Origin of the sequence: Massilia sp. YIM B02763 (assembly GCF_030412015.1) — a bacterium.
In the GTDB taxonomy this organism is placed as follows: Bacteria; Pseudomonadota; Gammaproteobacteria; order Burkholderiales; family Burkholderiaceae_D; genus Telluria.
In genome coordinates this window covers 86,623-110,505 of sequence record NZ_JASNRD010000013.1, presented here as the reverse complement: position 1 = coordinate 110,505, position 23,883 = coordinate 86,623, and the positions used below count along the sequence as shown (strand labels likewise).

The following is a 23,883-nucleotide window of genomic DNA, read 5'->3' as shown; positions in this document are numbered from 1 at the left end:
CTTGAGAAATCTATCACAGAGGAAACCCGAAGCGGATGAAAATGCGCGCCATCGATTCCGCCGCTGCCCGATACTGGAGACCAAGGAGGGTTATTGAACATGGATGATGTCAAGATCGATATCGGCAGCACCGCCCTGGTGCTGATCGACCTGCAGAATTTCAATACGACGCGCGAACTGGCGCCGCATCCGGCCGACCGGGTGGTCGGCAATTGCGTGCTGCTGGCGGACGAGATGCGCAACCGCGGCGGCATGGTCGTGTTCGTGCGCGTGCTGATGGGTGAATTGCTGGCGCTGCCGGCCGACAATCCGATGAAGAAGCCCGGCACGCCGGAACCGCCGCCGGAAGCCATCCAGTTCTCGTCGGACGCCCAGGTGCAGGCCACCGACATCGTCGTCACCAAGCGCCAGTGGGGCGCGTTCTACGGCACCAACCTGGAGCAGCTGCTGCGCCGGCGCGGCATCGAGACCATCATCCTGGGCGGCATCGCCACCAATTTCGGCGTCGAGTCGACGGCAAGGGCCGCCTTCGACCAAGGATTCGCCCTCGTCTTCGCCGAGGACGCGATGAGCGGCATGCAGGCCGAGGCGCACGAGTTTGCTTGCCAGAACACGTTCAAGGTGGTGGGGAAGGTACGTTCGACGCGTGCCTTGATCGACGCGTTCCAGGCCGGGACGGGCGACGCCTGATGTCGCTCCAGGCGCCGCCGCGGCTTATTTGCGAGCTTATTTGCGGACCGGTGCCTGCTGCTGACTCTGCTGGGCCTGGGCATTCGCCTGGGCTTGCGCCTGCTGCTGCTCTTGCTTTTCCTGCTTCTTGGCCATGTGGTGGCCCACGGCGCAACCGGCCGCGGCACCGATGACGCCGTGCTTGCCGGCGAAGTGGCCGCCGACGGCGCCGACCGCCGCGCCCTTCAGGCAGCCGGGCTTGGCCAGCGCGCCTGCCGATGCGCATGCGAGCGCCAGCGCCGCGGCGCCCATGGCCATTGTCTTCATTGCTTTCATCGTCATTCTCCTGTTCGTCACGGCGCGCATGTGCCGCCGTCATGAGAACAGGGTAGGCGCACTCCGCACGAACGGATGTGCGCCAGGCCACCGATGACACGCGCTGTAATGTTCAGCGCCGCATTCAGCCTTTGCGCTGGATATCCGCCGCGATCTCGTACGAACGCAGGCGCGCGTCGTGGTCGTAAATCTGCGCCGTGATCATCAGCTCGTCCGCGCCGGTGCGCTCGATGAAGGCCTTCAACTGGCGTTCGACGGTCTCGGGCGAGCCGATCGCCGAGCAGGACAGCACCGAGTCGAGCATCGTGCGCTCGGCCGTGCCCAGCAGGTCGTAGTAGCCGGGGACCGGCGGCTTGAGCTTGGTCGGGCGGCCCGTGCGCAAATTCACGAAGGCCTGCTGCATCGAGGTGGCGCGCACCTGCGCTTCCTCGTCCGTGTCGGCGGCGAACACGTTAAAGCCGAGCATGACGTAAGGCTTGTCGAGCTGGGCCGACGGGCGGAAGGTGGCGCGGTAGATCTCGATCGCCTGCATCATCATCTGCGGCGCGAAGTGCGAGGCGAACGCGTACGGCAGGCCGAGGGCCGCCGCCAGCTGGGCGCCGAACAGGCTGGAACCGAGGATCCAGACGGGCACGTCCAGGCCGGCGCCGGGCACGGCGCGGATGTGGCGGCGCGGCGACTCGGAAAAATAATCCATCAGTTCCACCACGTCCTGCGGGAATTCGTCCGCATCGGAAGCGAGGTTGCGGCGCAGCGCCCGCGCGGTCGCCTGGTCCGAGCCGGGCGCGCGGCCCAGGCCCAGGTCGATACGGCCCGGATACAGCGAGGCGAGGGTACCGAATTGTTCCGCGATGACGAGCGGTGAATGGTTCGGCAGCATGATGCCGCCGGCGCCCACGCGGATGCGCGAGGTGCCGCCGGCCACGTGGCCGATCAGCACCGCCGTCGCCGCGCTGGCGATGCCCGGCATGCCGTGGTGTTCGGCCAACCAGAAGCGGTTGTAGCCCCAGCGCTCGCCGTGCTGGGCAAGGTCGAGCGAGTTGCGGAAGGAGTCGGCTGCGGTGCCGCCTTCCGCGATGGGGGAGAGGTCGAGTATCGAGAATGGGATCATGCGGAAATCATACGCCGATCCCATGTTTCGCGTGCACGGACCCCGATTTTCCGCTCCGTAATGACGGCGCCCGTCCGTGCCGGGCCCTGCTATGATGGCCTTTCCTTCAAGCAGTCCCGTCCATGCGCATGTTCCCGATCCGCCTGCCGCGCCAGCGCAGCACCCTGCTCGCCCTTGCCTGTATTGCCGGGCTCGCCGCCGCGTGCGCCACGCCGCGCACGCCGCCCGGCCGGCCCGCCGCTGCCCTCGATGCGTCCACCTTTCCCGCGATCGATGCCGCCATCGGCCAGGCCATCGCCGGGCGCAAGCTGCCGGGCGCCGTGTTCCACCTCGAGCGCGACGGCGATGCCTACGAGCAGGCCTACGGCACGCTGAGCTACGACGACGCGACGCCCGTACGGCGCGATACCGTGTTCGACGCGGCGTCTCTGACCAAGGTGCTGGCCACTGCACCCGCCGTGCTGATGCTGGCGGAGGAAGGCAAGCTGGACCTCGATGCGCGCCTCGTCGACGTCTTTCCCGAATGCGCGAACGGCGGCAAGGACGCGATCACGATCCGCCACCTGCTGACGCACAGCTCCGGATTGCCGTCGGGCCTGCCCGCCAGGCCGGCCTGGCACGGCGATGCGGCCGGCCACGTGCTTGCCTGCACGTCGGCGGTGACGCAGGCGCCGGGCACGCTGCTGCGGTATTCCGACATCAACTACGTGCTGCTGGGCCAGATCGTGCAGCGCGTATCCGGCATGCCGCTGGAGGCGTTCGTGCGCACGCGCCTCTACGAACCGCTGGGCATGCGCGATACGGGCTACCTGCCGCTGCGGCGCGGCGTCGCGCGCGCCGTCATCGCGCCGACCCAGAAGGGGCCGCAGCCGGGTACGGCGAGCGCGCATACCGATCTCACGCCAGGACAAGTGCTGCAAGGCATCGTGCACGACCCGACCGCGCGCCGCATGGATGGCGTGGCCGGATCGGCCGGCGTGTTCGCGACGGCGCACGACGTGGCGCGCTTTGCGCGCATGGTGCTGCGCAACGGAGAACTGGACGGCGTGCGCGTATTGAGCCCCCGCAGCGTGCAATTGCTGACGACCGCGCAATCGCCGCCGGGGCTGGCGCTGCGCGGCATGGGCATGGACATCGATTCGCCGTACGCGGTGCGACCGCGCGGCACGCTGTATCCGGTCGGCAGCTTCGGCCACACGGGTTTTACCGGCTGCGTGCTGTGGATCGATCCGGGCTCACGCAGCTTTTACGTGCTCCTGTCGAACCGCGTCTACCCGGACGACGCCAGCCGCATGCTGGAGCTGTACACCGCGCTGGGGACGTTGGCCGCACGTGCCGCCGGCATCGGCGCCGCGGTCGCGGAATGAGCGGCTGCTGCGGCGCAGCATATATTTTCCTCCCGGCTACCGCGCGCACCCTTTGCCGCGACCGTCATAAACTTGTTCTTCGCTCGATATCTACTTGATATTGTTGAGCTTTTTGCCCCATATACAACTTAGGAGAACGACATGAAGATGAATAAATTGCTGAAAGGTCTCATGGGTGCGTCGGTTGCCATGGCAATGCTGGGTGCGGTGAACGCACAGGCGCAAACCAGCTCGTCGACCGGCTCCAGTGCCTCTTCGCAGGATCAATCGTCGACCGGCTCGTCTCAGAAACATTCAGGCAAGAAAAAATCCGGCAGCTCCTCGGGTAGCAGCTCCAGCGGCTCGATGGGTTCCGGCTCCTCGACCGGCTCGTCGGGTTCGATGGGTAGCGGCTCGTCCACCGGCGGCTCGTCGGGCTCGATGGGTAGCGGGTCGTCCACCGGCGGCTCGTCCGGCTCGATGGGCACCGGCACGTCCGGCACCAGCGGCAGCAGCGGCACCAGCGGCGCGGGTTCGATGGGCACGGGCAGCGGCGGCACCGGCACCGGCGCGACCGGCAGCGGTGCCACCGGCACCGGTGCTACCGGCACCATGGGCTCGGGCTCCTCGGGCAGCAGCGGCATGAGCGGCAGCACCGGCGCCGGCGGCGTCAGCTCGGGCAGCGGCCTGAGCGGCTCGGCAGGCGGCATGAACAGCACCGGCGCAGGTTCCGGCGCGGGCACCAGCGCCACCGGCACCGGTACCTCGACGGGCACCACCACCGGCGGCACCAGCACCACCGGTACCGGCTCCACCAGCGGCACTAGCGGCGGCACCGGCAGCCGCGGCTACTGATCGCGACGGGCCGGCATGCCGGCCCTGCGATGCATGAAGAAAAACACCAGCCCGCGGGCTGGTGTTTTTTTATCCGTCGGCGATCAGGACACGATGCCGACCGCCAGTTCCGCCCAGACGAGCAGCAACGCCAGCAACACGCCGGCCTTCATCAGCGCGCGGCGGCCGGGCGCGCGCACGCGCCGCGCCACGCCGACCCAGGCAAAGCCGGCGCCCGCCAGCAGCGCGCCGGCGGCCAGGAAATCGCCCGGCCCCCAATCCACCTGGCGGGTGAACTGCATTGCCACGAGCGGCACCAGGAGCAGGACCGCGGTGCCCAGCACGATGCGCACGATGTCCCGCGCGAGCGGGGCCCGGATGGTCGAACCGTCTTCGATGCCTTGCATGCCATTCTCCCCACCGTGAAAGACCCGCCCGTGCGGATGCGCCGGCGGCCACCGTTCCATCATAGCGCGCCTGCGGCGGAAATCCATGCGGTGCCGCGACGCTGCAGTACAATCGCCGATTCCGCACAACGCATCATGCAACGCAGCCGATGAACGCCTTTTCCTTCCGCCAGTACCGACCCGCCTCCGCGCGCGGCCGCGTGCTCGTGTGGCTGGCGACGCTCGTCTTCCTGCTGCAGATGCTGGCCGCGACCGAGCACCACCACGAGTTGTCCGCCAAATCGCAGCATTGCGTCGCGTGCACGCTGCATGCGCAACCGCTGGCGGCGCCGCCCGACGCCGCGCTGCCGCTGGCGCCGTTCGTCTGGCACCTGCTGCACGCGCTGGCGCCGGCAAGCGGCGCCAGCCAGGCCGTGCCGGCCCTCGGCTGGCTGCGCCCCCCGCCGCACGCGCCTCCCGTCTTCCCGCACCCGTAACGTTCGACGCGCCATCGCGCGCGGCGGCCGCCCGCCCGCGCGGTGGCCGTTCCACGACCAGTTGCCGCGCCCGCGGCGAGCGCCGCTGCGCCTTCCGACGCGCAGCGGCGGCGCCATGCCGTGCGCGGCCATGCAGGACAGGAAGACAGATGACATCCATCGACATGAAATACCGTGCATTACCGTGCCTGGCGCTCCTCGCCGGCGCTTTTCCCGCTTTTCCCCTTTCGGCGCTCGCGCAATCCGACGCCATCGACAGCGTCGTCATCAACGGCAAGCGTTCCCCCTACGGCACGCTGGCGGTCGCCGGCGCCACCAAGACCGATACAGCGCCCAGGGACTTGCCGCAAAGCGTGCGCACGCTCGGCAATGACTTGCTCGAGGACGCCGGCGTGACCAGCCTGGCGGGGGCGCTGGAACTGGCCAGCGGCATCGCGCGCCAGAGCGACCTGGGCGGGCTGTGGGACAGCTACGCGATGCGCGGCTTCACGGGCGACCCGAACTTCGGCTCGGACTACATGGTGAACGGCTTCAGTTCCAGCCGCGGCTACAACGGCATGCGCGACGTCGCCGGCACCCAGGCCATCGAGATCCTGAAAGGGCCGGCGTCCGCGCTGTACGGGCGCGGCGAGCCTGGCGGCACCGTCAACATCCTGACCAAGAAACCGCGCTTCAAGCCGCAGTACGGCATCGACGTGGCGCTGGCCAGCCACGCCACCCGCCGCGCCGCCGCCGACCTCACCGGGCCGGTCACGGACAGCGTCGCCTACCGCCTGAACGTGGCGCACCAGGAAGGCGGCAGCTTCCGCGAGACCGTGCAGGTCGACCGTTCCTACGCGGCGCCCTCGTTCCTGTGGCTGGCGGGGCCGGATACCACGGTGACCTACGAGATCGAGGCGACGCGCCAGCGCGCGCCGTTCGACCGCGGCATCCCGGCGATCGGCATGCAGCTGGGCGCCGTGCCCGTCGAGCGCTTCCTCGGCGAACCGGGCGACGGCCGCACCACCGTGCGCTCGACGGGCCACCAGGTATTCGTGCAGCACGTGATGGCGGAGGGCTGGTCGCTGCAGGGCGGCGCCGCCTGGCGCGACAGTGCGCTGGACGGCTATTCGACCGAAGCGAACGACCTGCTGGCGGACGGCCGCACGCTGCGCCGCCAGCGCCGCCATCGCGATTTCTCGGCCGAGGACCGCTCGGCGCGCCTGGAGCTGCTGGGCACCGTGTCCACGGCCGGCATGCGCCATGCGCTGCTGCTGGGCGTGGACGGCTACCGCTTCGACGACCGCCGCATCCAGCTGCGCCGCAATCCGTCGGCCGCCAATCCCTATGCCATCGACGTGTTCGCGCCCGTGTACGGTGCCGCGGCCGCGCCGCTGGCGCTGTCGATCGACACCAGCGAGGCGCAGCGCGCCCATGCGCTCTACCTGCAGGACCAGGTGAGCCTGGCGCCGCGCTGGAAGGCGCTCGTGGGCCTGCGCCACGACCGCTACCGCCAGACCGTCGCGAACTACCGGACCGGCACCGTGAACCGCCAGGCGCTGAGCGCAACCAGCCCGCGCGCCGGCCTCGTGTGGCAACCGACCGACGCGCTGGCGCTGTATGCGAGCACGGCGAAGGGCTTCCGCCCGAACAGCGGCATCGGCATCGACAACACCGCGTTTCCGGCCGAGGACAGCCGCTCGCACGAGATCGGCGCCAAGCTGGACGTGCCGGGCGGCGTCTCCGGCACGCTGGCCCTGTACCGCGTCGAGAAGGGCAATGTGCTGACGACGAACCCGGTCAACACGGACTACGCGCTGCCGGCCGGCGAGGTGGCCAGCAGGGGCGTCGAGCTCGACGTGGCCGGCGAATTGCGGCGCGGCCTGCGCCTGTCGGCCGCCTATGCCTACACCGATGCGCGCGTCACGCACGGCGACAACACCATCCGCACGGGCAGCCGCTTCCCCAACGTGCCGCGCCAGAGCGGCAACGTGCTGCTGGTGGCGGGCGACGCGCGCGCCTCGATCGGCGCGGGCATCACCTACGTGGGCGAACGGTTCGGCGACGTCGCTGCCTCCAGCGACTTCCGCCTGCCCGCCTACACGACGGCGCGCCTGCTCGCCGCCTGGATGCCGCAGCCGCGCTGGCGCCTCGCGCTGAACGTCGACAACCTGTTCGACCGCCGCTACTACGCCAGCGCCTACAGCCGCCTGTGGGTGGCGCCCGGCAGCACGCGCACGCTGACGGCCACGGCCTCGCTGCGGTTCTGAAGGAGCGCCGGTGAACCCTTCGAGCAAACGCATCCTCTCCATCGACGTGGCGCGCGGCCTCGTCATGCTCCTGATGACCGTCGACCACGTGCGCGAAACCTTCTTCCTGCAGCACCAGGTGAGCGACCCGATGGACGTCGCGGCGACCAGCCCGGGCCTGTTCTTCTCGCGCCTGGCCGCGCACTTCTGCGCGCCGATGTTCGTGTTCCTGACCGGCCTGTCGGCCTGGCTGTACGCCCATCCGCCGGGCGGCGCGCGGCCGGCCGGCGGTTTCCTTGCCAGGCGCGGCCTGTTCCTCGTGCTGCTCGAGATCGTGGCCGTGAACTTCGCCTGGACCGGCACGTTCGCGCCCGCGACCGTGTACCTGCAGGTGATCTGGGCCATCGGCCTGGCGATGCTGGCGCTGGCCCTGCTGCACCGGCTGCCCCTCGCCGTGCTGGCGGCGCTGGGCCTGGCCATCGTGGGCGGCCACAACGCGCTGGCGGGGGTGGCCTTCGAGCCGGGCAGCGCGGCGGCTCATGCCTGGACCGTCCTGGAACAGCGCGGCTTCCTCACCGACGGCGCGCCGCGCGTGAAGGTCAGCTATCCCGTGCTGGCGTGGATCGGCGTGATCCTGCTCGGCTACGCGTGCGGCCCGCTGTATGCGCGGGCCATGGCGCCGTCGCTGCGCCAGCGCCGGCTGCTGCTGGCCGGCGCCGCCTGCCTGGCGCTGCTGGCCGTGCTGCGGACGTGGAACGTCTACGGCGAGCCGCTGCCGTGGCGCGCCCAGGACGACGCCCTGCATACGGCGATGGCGTGGCTGAACTTCACCAAGTATCCGCCGTCGCTGGACTTCCTGCTGCTGACGCTGGGCTGCGGCCTGCCCGTGCTGGCGTGGCTGGAGCGCGCCGACAACGCCTTCACCCGCGCCTGCGGGGTGTTCGGCGGGGCGCCCCTGTTCTACTACCTGCTGCACCTGTACGCGCTGCTGGCCATGCAGCGCCTCGCCGCGGCCCTGCTGGGCGCGGAGCGGGTGGACTTGATGTACGTGTGGGAAGTGTGGGTGCTGGCGGCGGGGCTGGCCGCGGCGCTGTACTGGCCGACGAGGGCGTTCGGGCGGTACAAGCGGGAGAGCGGGAAAGGGTGGGTGAAGTACCTGTAACGTCGTCCCTGCGCAGGCAGGGACCCAATTTTTTCATCGCGACGACGCCAAATTGGGTCCCTGCCTGCGCAGGGACGACGGTGTTTCAGGTCAACCCTCCAGCATGCTTCCCGTCTCGCGATAGCGCTCGTGCCACCCGAACGCCTTCTCCAGCACGTGCGGCGTCTGCCCGCCGCGCGTCTTCGCTTCCGCGACGTAGGCGCGCAGCAGGTCCTTGTACGGCTCGGCCACGCAGCGTTCGATGATGACGTCGGCGCGCTCGCGCGGCGCCAGGCCGCGCAGGTCGGCCAGGCCCAGCTCGGTGACGATGATGTCGACGTCGTGCTCCGTATGGTCGACGTGCGACACCATCGGCACGATCGACGAGATGTGGCCGTTCTTGGCCAACGACTTGGTCGCGAAGATCGACAGGTAGGCGTTGCGCGCGAAGTCGCCCGAGCCGCCGATGCCGTTCATCATGTGCGTGCCGCCCACGTGGGTCGAGTTGATGTTGCCGTAGATGTCGGCCTCGAGCGCCGTGTTGATGGCGATGATGCCCAGGCGCCGGATGACTTCGGGATGGTTCGACACTTCCTGCGGACGCAGCACCAGGCGGTCGCGGTAGCGACCGAAGTCGCCGAACACCTGCGCCGACTTTTGCGGCGACAGCGTGATCGACGAGCCGGACGCGAAATCGAGCTTGCCGGCGTCGAACAGGTCGAAGGTCGAGTCCTGCAGCACCTCCGAGTACATCGTCAGGTGCGAGAACGGGCTGTCGGCAAAGCCGGCCAGCACGGCGTTGGCGATGGTGCCGATGCCGGCCTGCAGCGGCAGCAGCGAATGGGTCAGGCGGCCGGCCGCGATCTCGTCGCCGAAGAACTTGATCAGGTGGCCGGCGATGGCCTGCGTGTCCGCGTCCGGCGGCAGCACCGACGAGGTGCTGTCCGGCTGGTCCGAGATGACGACGGCGACGATCTTCTCGGGCGGGATCTCGATGAACGGCACGCCGGCGCGCTGCTGCACCGACATCACGGGCACCGGTTCGCGCATCGGGCGCTTCTTCGGGATCCAGATATCGTGCAGGCCTTCCAGGTGCGGCGACTGCGACAGGTTCAGCTCCACGATGACCTTGTCGGCCAGGATCGCGAAGCTGGCGCTGTTGCCGACCGACGTGGTCGGGACGATGGCGCCCGTCTCGGTGATCGCCACCGCCTCGACGACGGCCACGTCCACCGGCTTGATGTGGCGGCTGCGCAGCTGCTCGACGGTCTCGGACAGGTGCTGGTCGATGAACATCACTTCGCCGCGGTTGATGGCCGCGCGCAGCACCGGGTCGACCTGGAACGGCATGCGCCGCGCCAGCGCGCCGGCCTCGGTGAGCAGCTTGTCGGTGTCGTGGCCCAGCGAGGCGCCCGTCAGCAGCGTGATCTTCATCGGTTCGCGGCGGGCGCGCTCGGCCAGCGCGGCCGGCACCACCTTGACGTCGCCGGCGCGGGTGAAGCCGCTCATGCCGACGGTCATGCCGTCCTTGATCCAGCTGGCGGCATCGGCAGCGGTGGTGACGCGTTCGCGCAAGGGAGCGTGGCGGATGCGATCCTGGTAGTCCTGTGTCATGGTCGTCTCTATCGTTATGAATCAGCCGAGCCGGTAGTTCACCGGCTGCAGCGGTGGGGGAAGGTCGCGTTCGCCCAGTGCCATGCGCACGTCGATCTCGATCGTGCGGCACAGGGCCTCGAGCGGCAGGTCGTTGTCGGATTCGCCGAACGGTTCCTCGATCTCGTCGCCCAGGGCGTCCAGGCCGAAGAAGGTGTAGGCGACGATGGCCGTGACCAGCGGGGTGGCGTAGCCGATCGTGTCGACCAGGCCGAAGGGCAGGAAAAAGCAGTACAGGTAGGCGGTGCGGTGCAGCAGCAGCGTGTAGGAGAACGGGATCGGCGTGCCGCGGATGCGTTCGCAGGCGGCGGCGACGCCCGTCATGGCCGTCAGCGTCGCGTCCAGCGCCGGCGCCGTGCAGGCGTCCAGGCGCCGCTCGCGCAGGCACAGCGCCAGGTCGGCGCCCATCTCCAGCATCAGCGCGTGCGGCAGGTTGGGGAGCATGCGCACGCGTTCCCACTCGCTCGGTGCGAGCCAGGGCGCGACGTCGGCGCCGGCATCGCCGCCGCGCAGGCGGTGGCGCAGCGCATGGGCATACGCGATCGCGCGGCGCAGCATGCGCGTGCGCGGGTCGGTGCCCTCCGCCGCGAACGGCCGGCCGGCATCGACCAGCGACAGGCACTGGCGCGCCAGGCTGCGGCTGCGCAGCACCAGCTCGCCCCATTGCATGCGGCCTTCCCAGTAGCGGGCATAGGCCGAGTTGTTGCGAAAACCGAGGAAGATCGCCAGCGGCAGGCCCATCAGCGTGAACGGCAAGGCCGCCAGCGAGAACTTGATGCCGTCGATCGTGCCATGCATCGCCGTGACGGCGACGGCCAGCAGCGTGGTGACGGCGACGCTCTTCCAGATGCTGGGCAGGATCGAGCCGCGCACGGCGAGGAACAGGCGCAGCGGCGTGGGACGGTCGCGGACGATCATGCACGGCCCCGCGGGCGGTGGCTGGAACGATCGGAAGCGTGGAGATTCGGACCTGGCATCGGTAGTTGGACGAACGTGGACGACCATATTCTGCACCAGACACACTGGTGCGGCGACCGCCTTTTGGCGGGTCTGCATGGCCGGCCCCATTCTGCGCGCCGGGCCGCGAAATGACTAATTCTTATTGCTGATCGCGGCCATGCACGATATGCATGGGCTCATGGCGCCGGGTCGTTGATATGGCCCGTCCGGCCCGCGGGCCAGTGGCGCAGGCCCTGGATCGCCTCTTCCTTCAGCTTGGCCTCGATCTCGATCCACGGCGCCCGTTCGTACGAGGCGGGCATCACGGAGATCAGGTCCGAGTGCTGGCGGTCGTTGAAGCCTTCGCGGCCGTTCGAGATGTGCACCAGCTGGTGGTCGGGATCGGCCCAGGTGGCGCGCGCCTTGGCCAGCATCTCGGCCACGCTCGGGTCGTCGTAGCTGGACAGGCCCTCGCAGACGACGTGGTGGTGGGCGTCGAAGATCATCGGCACGCCACTGCGCACGCACACGTCGTGGATCTGGGCGGCGCTGTACGCGTATTCGTCGTTCTCCAGGCACAGGCGCGTGCGGATCGCTTCCGGCAGCGCCGCGATGCGTTCGACCAGGGCGTCGCTGCGGTTCGCCTTGCCGCCGTGGATCTCGAGCAGGGCCCAGGGGGAACGCGGTTGCTCCAGCAGGTCCATGATGTCGGCATGCATCTGCAGGATCTTGACGCTGTTGGCGACGACGTCGGGCGAGTCGGAGCTGAGCACCACGAACTGGTCCGGGTGCATCACGAGGCGGATGCCGAGCGCCGTGGCCTTTCGACCGGTCCTTGCCATGGCCCCGGCCAGCGGCCGCATCACCTCGCGCCCGATGTCCTCGTCGAAGAAGGGGAAGATCGAGGACGGCATGCGGTACAGGCGGATGCCTTCGCACTGGCAGTACTGCAGCGCGCGGTCCAGCGTCTGCAGGTTGTCGCGGTAGATGTCGTCGAGGATCTTGCGCTGGCCGGCGTCGGATTGCTCCAGCAGGCGCTTGCGCGTGACGGTGCGGTAGCGGACATCCTTCGACGACGTGATGCAGACGAGGCCGAGGGCGGGGCGGGGTAATGCGGACATGGAAGCGACATGAGCGTTGGCGTTGGCTCCATGGTCCGACGAATCGCGTAGGCCGTCAAACCAGTGCCGCGCTGCAACTCAGCGTGTGCCTAGACCGTCGCTTCCTTCGACACCAGCAGCGCGGCGAAGATCGTGCCGATGTCCAGTTCCTGGATCAGCACGGCGCCGCCGTTCGCCTTGATCAACCCCTTCGACAGCGGCCGCGTGCCGCCCGCCAGCCCGAGCGGCGCCGACTGGCTGGCATCGAATTGCTGGACCGAGTGCACGTCGTCGACCAGCAGGCCGACGGCGCGCCCGTCCTTGCGCACCAGCAGCACCTGGCTGTGCGGCGTCGCGACGGCGCCGCGGCCGCCCATCAGGCGCGCCAGGTCGAACACCCAGACGAAGGCGCGCGGCTGGCCGGGCAGGTCGATGTCGAGCATGCCGATGCGCGCATCCGGCCCCGGCGCTTTTTTCACCCGCGCGAACGGCACCGCCTCGACGACGCAGGCGGCGTCCAGCGCCATCAGGGCGCCCTGGGCGTGGAACAGCGCGACGGCGCGGCCGCCTTCGGGCACCGATTCGATGCGCGCGGGCTCCAGCGCGGCATCGAGGGCGGCATCGTCGCGCAGCAGCCCGAAGGTCTGCAGCAGCACGGCCAGCACCGGTTCCTCGCGGTGCGCGCCGGCGCGGAATTCGCGGTAACCACTGGCGGCCGTGCAGGCGGCCACGCAGTACTGGCCGCGCCAGGTGACGATGCGCGAGACGCTGGCGCCGTCTTCCATGGCCGCGTCCAGCAGGCCGGGTTCCAGCCCCAGCGGCGTGCCCGCGCCGATCGCCGGATCGGTACTGCACAGCACCCGGCCGTCCGGCGCGCAGAAGAACGCATGCATGCCGGGCCGTCCCGCCACGCCGCTGGCGAGCATGTTCGCCAATTCGGTGGCGCCGTCGAACACGATGCCGATGCCGCCGACGACGGCCTGCTCGCGTTCCGGGTCGCGGATCGCCGCGTGGTAGATGAAGGTCGGGCGGCCGCCGTAGAAGGCGGACGGCGCGAACGGCTCCACGTGGTGCTCGCCCGGATCGCGCAGCTTGCACACGCTGGAGAGCGTGCCGCCGTCGATGCGCGCGCCCACCACGTCCTGGCTGCCCGTGGCGGCGATCACGACACCGCTGCGGTCGTACACGAACAGGCGGCTGTACACCGTGTACAGCGCATTGATGGTCTTGAGTACCGCGCCGATCGCCTGGGCGCGGCGCGCCGCATCGGCATCGAGCAGGCCGTGGCGCAGCTGGCTCGCCAGCGCCCACCAGCGGCAATCGTTGGCGCGTTCGTACAGGCTGCGGTCGAGCATGTCGACCAGCAGTTGCGAGGTGAATTCGGCCGCGCGCATGCTCGAGGCGAGCACGGTGCGGTACAGGTCGCGGATCGAGCGCGAGAACACGGCGTCGCTGCGCTGGCCGGTTTCCGTGATCTGGTCGAGGATCGTCCCGAGGCGGGCGGCGCCGCCGTCCCCCTTGTCGTGCCTCTCGTTGCCCCCGTTGCCGGCGTGCGCCTCGACGCTGGTCGTCACCTTGCCGTTCCAGACGATGCGCTTGATGCCGTGGGTGGCCGCGGTGACGGCGGACAGCAGCGCGTGCAGCGCGGGATTGAAGCTGTCCGCATGCGACAGCAATCCCTGCAGCAGGCGCGGCTCGGTTGCGTCGATGCCGCCGCTGCCGGCGCGGGCGCTGTCGAACGCGAGGTCGAGCGGCACCATCACCTGGCTGGTCCAGCCGGCCGGGCCGGGATAGCCCTGGTAGCCGCCGCTCGCGAAGATGCTGGCCAGGTAGGCGCGGCCGGCGAACAGCAGCACGTGCGCTTGCTGCCCGTCGTTCTGCGCATCTCCATCCGCCTGTTGCGGCGGGGCCGGGACCCGCACGCCGGCGGGGATCCACAGCGGATCGGCGCTGCTGATCACGCGCCGCTCGGCATCGAGCAGCAGCATGTTGGCACGGCCGGCACGATCGCCGTAGGCGGCGAAGATGGCGGCCATCTCGTGCTCGAAGCGGAAGCTCAGGCACAGCACGGCGGCCGGCACGTTCGTCTCCGGATGGCGCATCGCCTGGGAATACACGAGGGCGCGCGCCTGGCCGGGTCGCAGGTCGGTGGCGCGGAAGGTTTCCAGGTAGCCGTCCGCCTGCAGGGTCTGCGCCACCAGCGGGTCGTCGCTCGCGGCCAGGTGCGCGCCGGCATCGGCCTGCACCAGCACGCGGCCGTCCGGCGCCAGCACGAGGATGTCGTCGTAGACCGTGTACTTGTCGCGGTAGGCGGCCAGGCGGGCCTGGGCACGCTCGTGGTCGTCATCGAGGCCGGCGGCGAAGCGGCACAGGTCGACGTCGGTCGCCAGGAAGCCGACGTCGGCCGTGCGTTCGAACAGGTTGCGTACAAGCAGGTCGAGCGCGTACTGGGCGCGCGTGGCCGCTTCGCCCAGCACCTGCTGCACCTTTTCGGACACCAGTTTGGCGACCAGCGCCTCTTCCAGCTGCCCCAAGTTGGTGCGCGTGGCCACGACGGCGGGCAGCAGCATGCGCGCCTCGGCCGGGCAATTCATCTTGGCGGACGCCTCGATCAGGCGCCAGGTCTGGTGCAGCTCGCGCAGCGCGGCCTGGTAGCGGCCGACGTCGGGCATGTGGGGCAGGAAGGAGTCCAGCAGCGAATCTTGGTTGGCGCGCATTGCTTGGAAAGTAAAAGGAGTTACTTTCTGTTAAGCAATAGTCGTGCCAGCCGTCATTACATATTTGCGAAAACACAAACCGGGGTCAGAGTCCGGTTTTAGGAAATGGCTAAGAGGTTGTTTCCAAAATCAGGACTCTGACCCCGGTTTGAGGTTGCTCAGGCGAGCAGGGGCAGGCGGACCGTGAAGGTGCTGCCGCGGCCCAGGCCGGGGCTGGCGGCGTCGACGCGGCCGCCGTGCAGTTCGACCAGCTTGCGGACCAGGGCCAGGCCCAGGCCCAGGCCGCCCTGGGTGCGGTCGAGGGTGCGCGAGCCCTGGGTGAACAGGTCGAACACGACGGGCAGCAGGTCCTGGCCGATGCCGCTGCCGTTGTCGCGCACCATCAGCTGGGCGCGGCCGTCGACGGCGTCCAGCGCGACTTCGATCAGGCCGCCCTCCGGCGTGTACTTGGCCGCGTTGTTGATCAGGTTGGCGGCCACCTGCACCAGGCGGGTATGGTCGCCGTCGACCATCAACGGCTGCTGCGCCATGCGCACTTGCAGCTGGTGGCGGCGCGCGTCGATCAGGGGGCGCGACTGCTCGATGGCCTCGCCGACCGCCGTGCGCAAATCGATCGGCTTGCGGTTGACGGTCACGAGGCCGCGCGTGACGCGCGAGACGTCCAGCAAGTCGTCGACCAGGTGGCGCATGTGCGCGACCTGGCGCGCGACGATGTCGCTGATCTGCTTGACGCGCGGCTCGTCGGCATAGGCCAGGCGCAGCATGTCGGCGGCGCTGGCGATCGGCGCCAGGGGATTGCGCAGCTCGTGCGCCAGCATGGCGAGGAATTCGTCCTTGCGGCGGTCGGCCAGGCGCAGCGCCTCTTCCGCGCGCTTGCGTTCGGTGATGTCGATGGCGACGGCGTGCATGACGGTGCTGCGGCCGTCCGGACCCAGGCCCAGGCGCCCGCGGATGTCGATCCAGGCCGTGTTGCCGTCGTCGGCGCGGCGGATGCGCGGGGTGATGCGGTACTCGCCGCCTTCGCGCAGCGCGCGTTCGGTGAGCTCGCGCACCTGCTCGCGGTCGTCGGCGTCGACCAGCCGCCACAGCTCGGCGACGTTGTGCCAGGACTTGCCGAACACGCTGTGCAAATTGGCCGAGAAGCTGACCTGGCCGCTCGACGGGTCGCGCTCCCACACGGCCATGCGCGCCGCCACCAGGCCCTGCTGCAGGCGCTCCTCGCTGTAGCGCACCGCGCGTTCGGCGCGTTCCAGCGGCGTGACGTCGGTGCAGGTACCGAACCACTGGACGATGGCGCCGCCTGCATCGCGCAGCGGCGCCACCGAGGTGAAGAAATTGCGGTAGCGGCCGTCCGCGCCGCGCAGCGGGAAGGTCATCTGGGCCATCTCGCCGCTGGCCAGGGCCGCCTCCCAACGCCGCCGCACCTGCGGCAGCTGGTCGGGATCGTGGAAGGCATGCCAGTCGTTCGGATCCATCGTGCCCGGCGCCACGCCCGTGAATTCGTACCAGCGCTCGTTGAACCACATGATGTTGCCCTGCGGGTCGGCGATCCAGACGAGCTGCGGGATATTGTTCGACAGTTGCAGGAATTTCTGGCGTTCCGCTTCCAGGTGGACGTGCTGTTCGTACAGGCGGTCCAGCATGCGGTTCAGGGCGCCGGCCAGGCCGACGACTTCCAGGCTGCCCTCGAGCGGCGCGCGCTGGCTGCTGATGCCTTCGTCGCCGAGGCTGGCCGAGAAGGCCTGCAGGCGCCGCAGGTCCTGCGTCAGGCCCAGCGCCAGGCGCGAGGCGAGCAGGAACACGACCAGCGCCAGCACGGCGGCGACGCCGACGATCAGCAGGTATTGCGGGGCGGCGGCATCCAGCGGCGCGGCCAGGTGCCGTTCGTCCTCGCGCAGCTGCAGGCCGAGGTGGGCCAGGTGCTTCGGCAACGGCACGGCGGCCGCGATCTCGTGGACGTCGGGCGCGCCGCGGCGCGCCACGTCCGCGCGCGCATCCGTGCGCGCGAAGCTGGCCCATTGCACCGGCTTCAGGTCGGCCAGGCGGATCTTGACCATCAGCGCGCCTTCCGGCGTGCGCGTGCGCGAGTAGCGCAGCAGGTTCACGGCGATCAGTTCGTCGCCCTTGGGGCCGGACTGCAGCGCGGGCCGCTCGTCGCCGCTCTCGATGCGCGCGCGCAGCCAGGCCAGGTCGGCCTCGGTGAAGCCGGGCACGCCGTTGCTGGCGATTTCCTTGCCCTCGAAGTCGGTGAACAGTAGTTGCAGCGGGATGCCGTTCATCTGGCGCAGGCCGTGCAGGAACGGCGTCAGGTAGGTTTCCTTGCCGGCGCTGTCGACCAGCGCGGTGGCCAGGATCGGGCTGTTGGCCACCTCGGCGACACGCGTGGTCAGCACCTCCAGGTTGCGGCCGACCGTGGTCGCGTGGAAGGCCACCTCGCGCTGCTGCAGCAGGGCGTTGGCCTGGATGCGCTGGTGGTCGATCAGCCAGAACGAGACGCCGGCGATCAGCAGCACGGCGGCCGCCGTCAGGATCGCCGCGGCGAGCGCGAAGCGCTGCGACAGGCTGGCAGGGGGAGCGTTCGGCGTCATCGATCAGTCCCGCGTCGGCACCAGCACGCCGTCGGCGCGGTAGCGCGCCATCAGCAGCTCCCCGGGCCCGAGGGCTTCGTGGTTGGCGGGCGTAAACGGCGGCGCGTAGTGCTTGACCAGGCCGCGCCACGGCCCGAGTTGTTCCAGGGCGTCGCGCACGGCCTTGCGGTCAGTGCTGCCGGCGCGGTCGATCGCGCGCGCCAGGATGTGGGTCATGTCGTAGGCATGGGCCACGCCCACCGGCCCCTTGATGTCCTCGATGCGGCGCACGCCGGACACCTTGGCCGCGCCGGCCAGGAAGCGCTGCACGCGGGCCGGGTCGGCCTTGAAGAAGCTGAAGGTCTGGATCACCGTGAAGTCGACCTCCTGCAGCGCCGGCCCGGCCTGCTCGACGAATTCGCCGCCCGTCACGCCCCAGTGGCTGAGGATGGGGATGCGCTGCGCCTTCGGCAGCCGCGCCACTTCGCGCACCAGGATCGCCGCCTCGTCGTCGTTGGCAACCAGCACGATGGCCTGGGCGCCGGCCGCGCGCAGGTGCTGGTAATTGTCGATCAGGCTCGTGTCGCGCCAGTTGTACCAGGACGTGCCGACGATCTTCATGTCCGGCTGGCGCTCCAGCGCGTGCTCGGCCGCCTTGGCGTTGCTGCGGCCCCAGGAGGTGTTGGTCAGCAGCAGGCCGACCTTGTCCAGGCGCCGGCGGTGCGCCGCCGCCAGCAGGCGCGGCATGGCCAGCGCATCGCGCAGCGACAGCCGGTACACGTAGTTCGGGCGCATGTCGTTGTCGACGATGCCGTCGGCCGACGACCACACGGCCATGAACAGCGTGCGGGTCTGGCGCAGCGTCGGCAGTTCCTCGATGATGACGGGGCTGAAGCGGCCGCCGAACACGGCCACCAGGTCGGGCATGGCGGCGAATTCCTGGATGTTGCGGATGCCGCGCGCCGGGATCGATCGGTGATCCTTGGTCACGATTTCCAGCGGGCGTCCGTGCAGCACGCCGCCGGCGGCATTGATCTCGGCCACCGCCGCACGCATGCCCAGTTCCACCGCCTGGGCGGAGGTGCTGTTGTCGAGGCCGAATTCGCCGTCGATGCCCAGCAGGACGGGCTTGGGCGGTGCGGCGCGGGCGCCGGCGAGCAGGGCGCCCAGCAGCATCATGCCGGCAACGAGGCGCAGGGCGCGGGGGAATGAGTAGGCCATCGGTCAGTCGTGAAGAAGCGGATACATACACGGAGGGTGAAAACGCAACCGGCCATTCTAACGGGTTTGCCCGCGAGCACGGTGTCCGGCAAGAGATACAGCGGTATGTTGTTTTGCGACAACGTTTGATGAGAATCGGCAAAAAACTGCATTACCATGGCGGTGTACATACCAAAAGTTGTTCCCCAGGCCAAAACCTCGCCGCCAATGCTTTTCCGCCCGCCTTCCCCCTGCCGGGCATTCGTCGTACCGATTTCCGCATTGTCGAGGTAGCTATGCAATTGAAGAACATGAAAATTGGCGTCCGCCTGGGGCTCGCCTTCGCCGCCGTGCTGGCGCTGACGGTCCTGCTGGCCGGGATCGGCGCGCTGCGCCTGCAACAAGTCGGCGATGCCGTCGACGAGATGGACGGCACCATCCGCAAGCTGCGCCTGGCCGACAGCTGGCTGGCCGGCAGCCGCACCAACCGTGCCCTGGTCGACGCGCGCCTGCGCGCCCGCGACGCGCAGGACCTGGCGGCGATCGCGGCCAGGATGAAGGCCAACAGCGCCGCCATCACCAAGGCCAAGGAAGAACTGGAAAAGCTGGTCGTGCGCCCGGAGGGCAAGGCGCTGCTGGCGGAGATCGCCGACAAGCGTACCGTCTACGTTGCCGCGCGCGACGAACTGTTCGCGCGCCAGGACGGCGGCGCGGATGGCGCCGCGGTCCATCGCCTGGCCGAGGGAAAGATGAGTCCGGCGCTGGCCGCCTACGACGATGCGGTCGGCCGGCTGGCCGAACGCCAGCGCACGATGTTCGAGGCGGCGCAGGACCGCGTCGACGAGCTGACGACCAGTGGCCAGCAGATGATGGCCGCCGCCGGTGTCATGGCACTGGCCATCGGGGCGGTCATGGCCTGGCTGCTGGCACGCGGCATCACCCGTCCGCTGCGCCGCGCCGTCGACCTGGCCAACGCGGTCGCCGGCGGCGACCTGTCCACGCGCATCGAGGTCGACGCGCGCGACGAGACCGGCGAGCTGATGGCGGCCCTGCAGCGCATGAACGACAACCTGAACACGCTCGTCGCGCGGGTGCGCAGCGGCGCCGACAGCATCGCCACCGCGGCCGCGGAAGTCGCCACGGGCAACCACGACCTGTCCGTGCGCACCGAGCAGCAGGCCGGCGCGCTGGAGGAAAGCGCGTCGTCGATGGAAGAGCTGACCAGCACCGTGAAGCAGAACGCCGACAACGCCGTCCAGGGCAACCGCATGGCGGTATCCGCCTCCGACATCGCCACCCGCGGCGGCGACGTGGTGGCCCAGGTGGTCGGCACCATGGGCGCGATCAATGAATCGGCGCGCAAGATCGTCGATATCATCTCGGTCATCGACGGCATCGCGTTCCAGACGAATATCCTGGCCTTGAACGCCGCGGTGGAAGCGGCGCGCGCCGGCGAGCAGGGACGCGGCTTTGCCGTGGTCGCGGGCGAAGTGCGCACGCTGGCCCAGCGCTCGGCCGCCGCCGCCAAGGAAATCAAGGCCCTCATCGACGACTCGGTCGACAAGGTCGGCGTCGGCGCGCGTCTCGTCGACGAAGCCGGCGCCACGATGCAGGAAGTGGTCGCCAGCGTGCGCCAGGTGACCGGCATCATGGGCGAGATCTCGGCCGCATCCGGCGAGCAGAGCGCCGGCATCGACCAGGTCGGCCAGGCGATCATGCAGATGGACCAGGTCACCCAGCAGAATGCAGCGCTGGTCGAGCAGGCCGCGGCGGCCACCGAATCGATGCAGGAGCAGGCGCGCGACCTGGCCGAGGCCGTCAGTGTGTTCAAGCTCGCCCAAGGCAGCCAGGCGGCAGCGTCGCAGTCGCGGGCACCGGCCGTGCGGGTAACGGCGCGCCCGGAGCGCGCCACGCCGCGCGTGGCCCGTTCCGCGCCGGCGCCGGCCGCGGCGGCCCAGCGCAAGCCAGTCGCGGCAAGCGTAAGGGAAACGGAGTGGGAAACCTTCTGATCCTCCCTGGGCGCCCTGCGCCGCACCACGCGGCGCAGGGCAGGAGGATTACTGCTTGGCCTTGTAGGCTTGCAGCTGTTCGCGCAATTGATGGGCGTTCGAGTGGCTGTAGTCCTTGTTCACTTCCAGCTCGATGGCGGGCTTGAGCTGATTGTCGAGCTCGCCGCGCAGCACGCCCAGGAATTTCGGTTCGGCCACCAGCACCAGCTTGCCGAAGCGTTTTTCCTGCTGGCCCTTGAGCAGGAAGCCGCAGATTTCCTTGGCGAAGAATTCGGCGTCGCGCTGTTCGGGCGTCTGCGCCGGCTCGTACTGCTTGTTGGGGGTGGCGCCGCCCGTGTTGTGGATGCTCTGGCCGGCCGAGGTGGGACCGAGCCGGTCCGTGTTGATGTCCGAGACGCGCAGGCGGGCATTCGGACTGACCATGTCCTCGACTTCCTCGTAGGGCTGGTGCGGGTCGGATTCGGCGAAGATACGGGCGCGTCCTGCGTCCGCGGAAACGATCCAGGTTGTAGTCATCTTACCTCCCTTTTATCCAAAGAAAAGTTTCACTTGAAACGGCCGCGTTGGCCGCATGTGTTGGGAAGAAGTCTATCCCAAGCAGCTTTTTCGGGCGGTACGAAAGGGAACGGAAGCGGGACGAGGGCGCCGGCGCAAAGGCGCGCCCTGGCCGGTGCGACTGCGGCAGAATGATCCTTCGACCCTGACGACACCAAGGAGCACCAGATGAGCAACCAGCAGAAAGACACCAGCGCTTCGCCGCCTTCGACTACGAGCGGCGAAGGCGCGAACACGCGCAGCGATACGACGGCATCGGCCGGCGCCGTGCCGGTGCAGGGCCAATCCGGCCAGGTCGGCGCCGACATCGCCGGCCGCGCCGGCACCGATGCCGCGGCCGGCGCGACGATGGGCGGCGACGGCGGCAGCGGCCTGCCGCGCCAGGATGACGAGGGCAACCCGCAGGGCGGGCAGCTGACGCCGGGCGCGGGCGCCGCGGTGGCCGGCGGCACGGGCCTGGGCGAAGCGGCCAGCGCCGACGATGCGCGCGTGGTCACCAGCAGCGGCCAGGGCGCGCAGACGACGGGCGGCGACGCCAGCAGCGGAGAAATCCCCCCACCGACGAACAAGGGCGGCGCCTCGGCCGCCTGATGCCGCGCCAACGGAACCGCTCATGCAAAAACTCCTGATCGTCCTCGGCCTCGTCCTGCTCGCCGCCGGCCTGGCCTGGCCCTGGCTGCGGCGCCTGCCGCTCGGCCGCCTTCCCGGCGACATCCACGTCGTGCGCGAAGGGTTCGGCTTCAGCTTCCCCATCGTTACCTGCCTCGTCGTCTCGGTCGTCGTCTCGCTGCTGCTGTGGCTGTTCCGGCGCTGACGCCGGCCGGATCGGCCGATTCGACGCATAATATTGCCGTGTCGATCGGAGATCCGAGGTGAAGAGTGAGTGGCAAACCGCAATACGATGAAACGGCCGTGATCGAGGCCGCGATGCAGGTGTTCTGGCGCCACGGCTACGCGGCCGCGTCGATCAACGATCTCACCGCGGCCACGGGCCTGTCCCGCTCCAGCATCTACCAGCGCTTCCGCGACAAGGAGGGATTGTTCCAGCATACGCTGGCGCGCTACACCGAACGGGTGCTGCGCCGCATGGGCAAGGTCGAAGGGGAGACGGCACGCGGCCGCATCGCCGCGCTGCTGCGCGACTTCCTGCCGAAGGCATCGGCCGCGCCGCGCCCGGCTGGCTGCATGCTGGCGCGCAGCTGCGCCGAGCAGGCCGACCTGCCGGAGGGGGCGCGCGGCGCCGTCATGCAGGGCGTGGCGGGCCAGCACGCCATCTTCGCGCGCCTCGTCGCGCAAGGGGTGCAGGACGGCGAATTGCCGGGCGATGCCGACGTCGACACGCTGGCCTGGTACTACCTGGGCATCCTGCACGCCATCATGAACCTGCCGCAGGCCGGCGCGACGCCCGCCGCGATGGCGGGCATGGTCGACCTCGCCATGGCGGCGTGGCCGGCCAAGTCCTAGCGGAACAGGGCCAGGTTTTCCTCCAGCCAGGCCGTCAGCGTGCGCGGCGCGTGGCCGGTCAGCAGTTGCACGGTCGACGTCGTTTCCTGCAGCGCCGACTCGTAGAACGCCCGCTCGAGGCCGACCCGCACGCCGGCGGCAAAATCGGGAAGTCCCGCAGCAACCAGGCGCGCGCGCTGATCTTCCGCGCTGCGCTGCTCGTAGCCCACGGTCCGGCCCAGCAGGCGCGAAAGTTCGGCGGCGACCTGCGGCATGCTCCAGGCGCGCGGTCCGGTCAGGTGGAAGGCACGCTGCCAATCGCTGCTGTCCGGATCGAGCAGCGCGACCCGCGCGCTGTCGGCGACGTCGCGCGTGTCGACCAGGTTGACGACGCCGTTGCCGGCCGCGCCTCCCCAGTTGCCCTTGGCGATTTCCGGGGCCGCGCGCAGCAGGAAATCATTGAAGGTCGAAGGCCGCAGCAAGGTATAGCCGATGTCGCGCGTCGCCAGGTGCGCCTCGATGCGCGTGTGCCAGTCGAACGGATGCAGCTGCAGCGGCGTGCCGAATGCGGACAGCTTGACGATGTGCTTGACGCCGGCCGCGACGGCCGCGTCGATCAGGGCGATCTCGTTCTCGACCTGGCGCGGCGACGTGCCCTGGGCGAGGAACAGGCGGTCGGCGCCGTCCAGCGCCGCCGCCAGCGTGGCGGGCGTGTCGAAATCGACGGCGCGTTGCGTGACGGCGGCAGGGAAGCGTGCCGGATCGGGTTTGCGGGTCAGGGCGACAAGGTCGACGGGATCGGCCGCGAGGCTGGCGATCAAGGCGGCGCCGACACGGCCGCTGGCACCGGCGATGGCGACGCAGGGACGGGGACGGGCGGATGCAAGGTGGGACATGGTGAACTCCTTCGGTATCTTGGAACGACCGGTCCATAATGGAACGATCGTTCCGGCGTGTCAAGCGAATAGTCCAGGCGGGTAAAAGATGGCTATCCGGTCAATGCATACCGCCTAGCACACGCACGTGTCGAAAAGATGACACGGACGTTCGCGATAGCAAGATTTGACAAACATGGACATTCATTCAACGACACAATCCGCCCAGACGAACATAAGAGGCGAGACGAGCGGCTGCAGCGTTCGCCGAATTCGA

The 23,883-nt window shown here is 69.4% G+C and carries 21 protein-coding genes; 9 read left to right on the top strand and 12 right to left on the bottom strand.

Features of this window, described 5'->3' with window-relative positions; all coding sequences use genetic code 11:
* Positions 1-99 precede the first annotated feature (99 nt).
* Positions 100-690, top strand: a complete 591-nt coding sequence (locus QPK32_RS17045; RefSeq protein WP_290414032.1) for an isochorismatase family protein — start codon at positions 100-102, stop codon at positions 688-690.
* Positions 691-726: 36 nt separating this feature from the next.
* Here the strand turns inward: QPK32_RS17045 and QPK32_RS17040 are convergent, their stop codons facing one another.
* Both QPK32_RS17040 and QPK32_RS17035 read right to left on the bottom strand, forming a co-directional pair.
* Positions 727-1,005, bottom strand: coding sequence for a hypothetical protein (locus tag QPK32_RS17040; protein ID WP_290413986.1), 279 nt, complete (start codon positions 1,003-1,005; stop codon positions 727-729).
* A 124-nt stretch (positions 1,006-1,129) separates the two neighbouring features.
* Entirely contained in the window at positions 1,130-2,116 is a 987-nt protein-coding gene (locus QPK32_RS17035; protein WP_290413985.1) for an LLM class flavin-dependent oxidoreductase, read from the bottom strand.
* A gap of 122 nt (positions 2,117-2,238) precedes the next feature.
* Between QPK32_RS17035 and QPK32_RS17030 the strand changes: the two genes are divergently transcribed.
* A complete protein-coding gene (locus QPK32_RS17030) occupies positions 2,239-3,483 on the top strand; it encodes a serine hydrolase (RefSeq protein ID WP_290413984.1) in 1,245 nt (414 codons plus the stop codon).
* A gap of 284 nt (positions 3,484-3,767) precedes the next feature.
* On the opposite strand, the gene QPK32_RS17025 is transcribed toward QPK32_RS17030, so the two are convergent.
* Both QPK32_RS17025 and QPK32_RS17020 read right to left on the bottom strand, forming a co-directional pair.
* Positions 3,768-4,298: a hypothetical protein gene (locus tag QPK32_RS17025; protein ID WP_290413983.1), complete on the bottom strand. Its 531-nt coding sequence runs from the start codon at positions 4,296-4,298 to the stop codon at positions 3,768-3,770.
* Between the two features lie 102 nt (positions 4,299-4,400).
* Complete coding sequence (locus tag QPK32_RS17020) at positions 4,401-4,703, bottom strand: hypothetical protein (protein ID WP_290413982.1); 303 nt, start codon at positions 4,701-4,703, stop codon at positions 4,401-4,403.
* A 149-nt stretch (positions 4,704-4,852) separates the two neighbouring features.
* Here QPK32_RS17020 and QPK32_RS17015 point away from each other — a divergent pair, with 149 nt between their 5' ends.
* The 3 genes from QPK32_RS17015 (at position 4,853) to QPK32_RS17005 (ending at position 8,569) form a co-directional block, all read left to right on the top strand.
* Positions 4,853-5,179 (top strand): hypothetical protein, encoded by a 327-nt coding sequence (locus QPK32_RS17015; RefSeq protein ID WP_290413981.1) that lies wholly within the window; start codon positions 4,853-4,855, stop codon positions 5,177-5,179.
* Between the two features lie 149 nt (positions 5,180-5,328).
* Positions 5,329-7,428, top strand: coding sequence for a TonB-dependent siderophore receptor (locus QPK32_RS17010; RefSeq protein ID WP_290413980.1), 2,100 nt, complete (start codon positions 5,329-5,331; stop codon positions 7,426-7,428).
* A gap of 10 nt (positions 7,429-7,438) precedes the next feature.
* Positions 7,439-8,569: a heparan-alpha-glucosaminide N-acetyltransferase domain-containing protein gene (locus QPK32_RS17005; protein WP_290413979.1), complete on the top strand. Its 1,131-nt coding sequence runs from the start codon at positions 7,439-7,441 to the stop codon at positions 8,567-8,569.
* 90 nt (positions 8,570-8,659) lie between these two features.
* Here the strand turns inward: QPK32_RS17005 and QPK32_RS17000 are convergent, their stop codons facing one another.
* The 6 genes from QPK32_RS17000 to QPK32_RS16975 form a co-directional block, all read right to left on the bottom strand.
* Positions 8,660-10,162, bottom strand: a complete 1,503-nt coding sequence (locus tag QPK32_RS17000) for an acetyl-CoA hydrolase/transferase family protein (RefSeq protein WP_290413978.1) — start codon at positions 10,160-10,162, stop codon at positions 8,660-8,662.
* A 21-nt stretch (positions 10,163-10,183) separates the two neighbouring features.
* On the bottom strand, positions 10,184-11,119 hold the full coding sequence (locus QPK32_RS16995) for a bestrophin family protein (protein ID WP_290413977.1): 936 nt from the start codon (positions 11,117-11,119) through the stop codon (positions 10,184-10,186).
* A 218-nt stretch (positions 11,120-11,337) separates the two neighbouring features.
* On the bottom strand, positions 11,338-12,261 hold the full coding sequence (locus QPK32_RS16990) for a UV damage endonuclease UvsE (protein ID WP_290413976.1): 924 nt from the start codon (positions 12,259-12,261) through the stop codon (positions 11,338-11,340).
* Between the two features lie 89 nt (positions 12,262-12,350).
* Entirely contained in the window at positions 12,351-14,957 is a 2,607-nt protein-coding gene (locus tag QPK32_RS16985) for a chemotaxis protein CheW (RefSeq protein WP_290413975.1), read from the bottom strand.
* A gap of 158 nt (positions 14,958-15,115) precedes the next feature.
* A complete protein-coding gene (locus QPK32_RS16980) occupies positions 15,116-17,545 on the bottom strand; it encodes a PAS domain-containing sensor histidine kinase (RefSeq protein ID WP_290413974.1) in 2,430 nt (809 codons plus the stop codon).
* Between the two features lie 3 nt (positions 17,546-17,548).
* Positions 17,549-18,745 (bottom strand): ABC transporter substrate-binding protein, encoded by a 1,197-nt coding sequence (locus QPK32_RS16975; RefSeq protein WP_290413973.1) that lies wholly within the window; start codon positions 18,743-18,745, stop codon positions 17,549-17,551.
* Between the two features lie 290 nt (positions 18,746-19,035).
* On the opposite strand from QPK32_RS16975, the gene QPK32_RS16970 reads away from it, so the two are divergent.
* A complete protein-coding gene (locus tag QPK32_RS16970; protein WP_290413972.1) occupies positions 19,036-20,733 on the top strand; it encodes a methyl-accepting chemotaxis protein in 1,698 nt (565 codons plus the stop codon).
* Positions 20,734-20,781: 48 nt separating this feature from the next.
* Here QPK32_RS16970 and QPK32_RS16965 read toward each other — a convergent pair whose 3' ends face one another.
* Positions 20,782-21,249 carry a host attachment protein gene (locus tag QPK32_RS16965; RefSeq protein WP_290413971.1) on the bottom strand — a complete coding sequence of 156 codons (468 nt, stop codon included), beginning with the start codon at positions 21,247-21,249 and terminating at the stop codon, positions 20,782-20,784.
* Positions 21,250-21,456: 207 nt separating this feature from the next.
* Here QPK32_RS16965 and QPK32_RS16960 point away from each other — a divergent pair, with 207 nt between their 5' ends.
* The 3 genes from QPK32_RS16960 to QPK32_RS16950 all read left to right on the top strand — a co-directional run bounded on the left by QPK32_RS16960 (position 21,457) and on the right by QPK32_RS16950 (position 22,752).
* The gene (locus tag QPK32_RS16960; RefSeq protein ID WP_290413970.1) at positions 21,457-21,879 is read left to right on the top strand and encodes a hypothetical protein; all 423 of its coding nucleotides are present in this window, start codon (positions 21,457-21,459) and stop codon (positions 21,877-21,879) included.
* A 22-nt stretch (positions 21,880-21,901) separates the two neighbouring features.
* Positions 21,902-22,102 carry a DUF2905 domain-containing protein gene (locus QPK32_RS16955; protein WP_290413969.1) on the top strand — a complete coding sequence of 67 codons (201 nt, stop codon included), beginning with the start codon at positions 21,902-21,904 and terminating at the stop codon, positions 22,100-22,102.
* 65 nt (positions 22,103-22,167) lie between these two features.
* Positions 22,168-22,752, top strand: a complete 585-nt coding sequence (locus QPK32_RS16950) for a TetR/AcrR family transcriptional regulator (RefSeq protein ID WP_290413968.1) — start codon at positions 22,168-22,170, stop codon at positions 22,750-22,752.
* On the opposite strand, the gene QPK32_RS16945 is transcribed toward QPK32_RS16950, so the two are convergent.
* Positions 22,749-23,627 (bottom strand): NAD(P)H-binding protein, encoded by an 879-nt coding sequence (locus tag QPK32_RS16945; protein ID WP_290413967.1) that lies wholly within the window; start codon positions 23,625-23,627, stop codon positions 22,749-22,751. The genes QPK32_RS16950 and QPK32_RS16945 overlap by 4 nt on opposite strands.
* Positions 23,628-23,883 lie beyond the last annotated feature (256 nt).

What these genes read in the sequence shown, in the direction of transcription:
- QPK32_RS17015 (WP_290413981.1), top strand. Translation starts at nt 4,853, where the DNA reads ATGAACGCCTTTTCCTTCCGCCAGTACCGACCCGCCTCCGCGCGCGGC.
- QPK32_RS17000 (WP_290413978.1), bottom strand. Translation starts at nt 10,162, where the DNA reads ATGACACAGGACTACCAGGATCGCATCCGCCACGCTCCCTTGCGCGAA.
- QPK32_RS16965 (WP_290413971.1), bottom strand. Translation starts at nt 21,249, where the DNA reads ATGACTACAACCTGGATCGTTTCCGCGGACGCAGGACGCGCCCGTATC.
- QPK32_RS17030 (WP_290413984.1), top strand. Translation starts at nt 2,239, where the DNA reads ATGCGCATGTTCCCGATCCGCCTGCCGCGCCAGCGCAGCACCCTGCTC.
- QPK32_RS16945 (WP_290413967.1), bottom strand. Translation starts at nt 23,627, where the DNA reads ATGTCCCACCTTGCATCCGCCCGTCCCCGTCCCTGCGTCGCCATCGCC.
- QPK32_RS16960 (WP_290413970.1), top strand. Translation starts at nt 21,457, where the DNA reads ATGAGCAACCAGCAGAAAGACACCAGCGCTTCGCCGCCTTCGACTACG.
- QPK32_RS16990 (WP_290413976.1), bottom strand. Translation starts at nt 12,261, where the DNA reads ATGTCCGCATTACCCCGCCCCGCCCTCGGCCTCGTCTGCATCACGTCG.
- QPK32_RS17040 (WP_290413986.1), bottom strand. Translation starts at nt 1,005, where the DNA reads ATGAAAGCAATGAAGACAATGGCCATGGGCGCCGCGGCGCTGGCGCTC.
- QPK32_RS17045 (WP_290414032.1), top strand. Translation starts at nt 100, where the DNA reads ATGGATGATGTCAAGATCGATATCGGCAGCACCGCCCTGGTGCTGATC.
- QPK32_RS16975 (WP_290413973.1), bottom strand. Translation starts at nt 18,745, where the DNA reads ATGGCCTACTCATTCCCCCGCGCCCTGCGCCTCGTTGCCGGCATGATG.
- QPK32_RS17035 (WP_290413985.1), bottom strand. Translation starts at nt 2,116, where the DNA reads ATGATCCCATTCTCGATACTCGACCTCTCCCCCATCGCGGAAGGCGGC.
- QPK32_RS16970 (WP_290413972.1), top strand. Translation starts at nt 19,036, where the DNA reads ATGAAAATTGGCGTCCGCCTGGGGCTCGCCTTCGCCGCCGTGCTGGCG.
- QPK32_RS16955 (WP_290413969.1), top strand. Translation starts at nt 21,902, where the DNA reads ATGCAAAAACTCCTGATCGTCCTCGGCCTCGTCCTGCTCGCCGCCGGC.
- QPK32_RS17010 (WP_290413980.1), top strand. Translation starts at nt 5,329, where the DNA reads ATGACATCCATCGACATGAAATACCGTGCATTACCGTGCCTGGCGCTC.
- QPK32_RS16980 (WP_290413974.1), bottom strand. Translation starts at nt 17,545, where the DNA reads ATGACGCCGAACGCTCCCCCTGCCAGCCTGTCGCAGCGCTTCGCGCTC.
- QPK32_RS16985 (WP_290413975.1), bottom strand. Translation starts at nt 14,957, where the DNA reads ATGCGCGCCAACCAAGATTCGCTGCTGGACTCCTTCCTGCCCCACATG.
- QPK32_RS16995 (WP_290413977.1), bottom strand. Translation starts at nt 11,119, where the DNA reads ATGATCGTCCGCGACCGTCCCACGCCGCTGCGCCTGTTCCTCGCCGTG.
- QPK32_RS17020 (WP_290413982.1), bottom strand. Translation starts at nt 4,703, where the DNA reads ATGCAAGGCATCGAAGACGGTTCGACCATCCGGGCCCCGCTCGCGCGG.